Source organism: Streptomyces specialis, from assembly GCF_001493375.1.
GTDB lineage: Bacteria > Actinomycetota > Actinomycetes > Streptomycetales > Streptomycetaceae > Streptomyces > Streptomyces specialis.
This window is the reverse complement of the sequence record NZ_LN929829.1, coordinates 1-2,908: the sequence shown is the minus strand read 5'-3', so window position 1 is coordinate 2,908 and position 2,908 is coordinate 1. Positions and strand designations below refer to the sequence as shown.

The window sequence follows — 2,908 nt, the reverse complement described above, 5'->3', positions numbered from 1 at the left end:
TCAAGGAAAAGGAGGTCTACGAGGTTTCCTCCCTGCTCCGGGGCCCGGGAGAGTTGAAAAAGAGCCGGCGGCGGGCCCCCCCCCCCCCCGCCCGCCCCGGCCCCCGCACCCCCCCCCCCCCCCATCCGTCCCGCCACACCCGTCCGGCCCGCGACCCGTTCCGGCCACTCAGGAGACGACCCCGCGATGACGAACCCTCAGCCGGAACCCATCGACTGCCGACTGACGCTGCGGCACGAGGACTTCATCATGAGCAACCACCGGGTGCACGGCGTCAGCGTGCTGCCCGGGGTCACCTTCCTGGACATCGTGTTCCGCGTCCTCGACGGCAGCGGCCTGCCCACCGCCACCGCCGAACTGCGGCAGGTCGTGTTCGCCGAGGCCATCGCCACCGCGCCCGGTTCCGACCGGGAGATACGGGTCCTGATCGGGCCGCCCGCCGCCGGTGGCCGGCCCGTGCGCGGGGAGAGCAGATGGCTGCGCGACGGCCGCCCGGAGGGCGAGTGGCGGGAGAACTTCCGCGCCGTCCTCGTCCTCGACGGCCCCGAACCCCCGTTCGCCGACGCGCTGTTCACCGTTCCGCCGGTCCCGGCCGACGGGTCGGCGCGGATCCGCCCGATGGCGGACATGTACCGGCACACCCGTTCGCGCGAGATCACGCACGGCGGCCCGATGCGCTGCGCCGGGTCGCTGCGCGTGGGCCCGTCCGGTCTGGTCGCCGAGCTGGACCTTCAGGAGCCGGACGCCTCGGACCAGGACGCGTTCCGGCTGCACCCGGCGAAGCTCGACGCGGCGACGATCGTCGCGTACGGGCAGCGGGAGATCAGCGCGGCCGAGCCGTTCATCCCGATGTTCATCGAACGGTTCCGTGCCCCGGGCACGCTGCCCGGCCGGTTCACCGTCCATGTGCCGCGTCCGGAGACGCTGTCCGCCTCCGGCGAGCTGTTCCGTTCCGATCTGGTGCTGTACGACCACGAGGGGCGTCTCGCGGCGGAGTTCACCGGGCTGAGCTGCAAGCGGGTCCGCGAACCCGAGCTGATGCGGCGCCTGCTGACCCGGGCGGCGGCGGACCGTGCTCCCGGCCCGGTTCCCGTGCCGGAGGTGACCGGCGGACCGGCCGGGGACGGGGCCGGCGCCTACACCGCCTGGCTGCGCACGCGGATCGGCGCGCTGCTCGGCCGGCCGGCGGCGTCCGTGGACGAGCGCGCCGGTTTCTACGACATGGGGCTCAGCTCCGTGGACATGCTCGGCATCAGCGGCGACCTGGAGGAGATCACCGGCATCGCCCTGTACCCCACGCTGCTGTTCGAACACGCCACCGTCGCGGCGCTCGCCGCGCATCTCGCCACCCTGAACCCGGCGCCGCGCACCGGCGCCCAGCGTTCCGGGGAGCAGCCTTCCGAGGAGCGGCGTTCCGGCGCGGTCCCGGCCGGTGAGGCGGCGCTGTACCGGCCGGTCTGGACGCCGCTGCCCGCCTCCGGGGAGGCGGAGCCGGTGGCGGCGCTGCTGCTGGTCGGGGACGACCCCGCGCTGGAGGCGGCCCTGCGCGCCGCGCTGCCGCCGGGCGCCCGGCTGGTGACGGCCCGCCCGGCGGAGAGGTACGAACGGCGCGGCGCCGACGCGTTCCGGCTCGACCCGGCCGACCGCGAGCAGTGCGCCAGGCTCTTCGCGGAGGCGGGCGGGCCGGAGGTTCCGTGGACCGTGGTGTCGGCCGCCCCGGCGGACGGCGCACCGGACCGCGTCGCCGTGGCGGCCTGGGCGCTGTGCGCCGCCGCCGCGCGGGCGCCCCGGCCGGTGCGGGCCCTGCTGTTCCCGTACCACCTGGACGGTGACGGCGTGGCGCCCCCTGCCCCGGCGGCGGTCGCCGCGCTCTGCCGGACCGTGACGGCCGAGCTGCCGTCGCTGCGCTGCCGGGCGGTGGAGCTGGACGCCGGGATGTCCGCGACGGCGACCGCCGCCGCGCTGCTGACGGAGGCCGCGCGCCCCGGCGCGGAGGCCGCCGTCCGGCTGCGGGCGGGGAGCCGGGAGGCGCTCCGTTTCCTGCCGTCGCGCAACGGCACGGCGGCCGGAACCGGTCCGGTGGCCCTGCGCGACGAGGGCCACTACCTGATCACCGGCGGCGCGGGCGGTCTTGGCCTGCTGGTCGCCGGGCACCTGGCCTCGACCCGCCGCGCGCGGCTGACCCTGGCCGGCCGCCGCCCGCTGCCCGACGCGGTCCGGGCGTCGCTGGCCGCGTGGGAACGCGCGGGCGCCGCCGTCGAGTACCACGCGGCGGACGTCACCGACCCGGCGGCGGTCGCGGCGCTGATCGCGAGCGCCCGGCGGCGGTTCGGGCCGCTGCGCGGCGTGCTGCACGGCGCGGGAACCCTCCGGGACGGCCTGTTCCCGGTCAAGAGCCCGTCCGAGCTGGCCGAGGTGCTCGCCCCGAAGGTCCTCGGCCTGGCCGTCCTGGACGAGGCGACGCGGGACGAGCCGCTCGACTTCCTCGCCGCGTTCTCCTCGCTCGCCGCGTCCGTCGGCAACCCCGGCCAGTGCGACTACGCCTACGCCAACGCGTATCTGGAGCACTACCTCGCGGCCCGCGCCGCGCGGGGCGGGCGGCCGGGCCGGAGCGTCGCCGTCGGGTGGCCGCTGTGGGCGGACGGCGGCATGCGGGTGACGCCGGAAGTGCTGGAACGGGCCGCCCGGCGCGACGGGAGCCTTCCGCTGCCGACGACGGCGGGGCTGGCCCTGCTGGAGACGGCCCTCGCCGGGCCCGACGAACGGGTGGTGGCCACGTACGGGGACCCGGGGCGCGCCGGGTCCCCGGCGCTCTCCATCTCCCTCTCCGCGCTCAGACGGCGATGGGTGCTCGTCTATGTCTGTTCCTCGCGCGAGTAGATAAGTATTTCGGTGTGCTATGCCTGTT

At 76.5% G+C, this 2,908-nt stretch carries 1 protein-coding gene; it reads left to right on the top strand.

The window, feature by feature from the left end; genetic code table 11:
• Positions 1–186 precede the first annotated feature (186 nt).
• Entirely contained in the window at positions 187–2,880 is a 2,694-nt protein-coding gene (locus BN2279_RS07765; protein ID WP_059007803.1) for an SDR family NAD(P)-dependent oxidoreductase, read from the top strand.
• Positions 2,881–2,908: the final 28 nt, after the last annotated feature.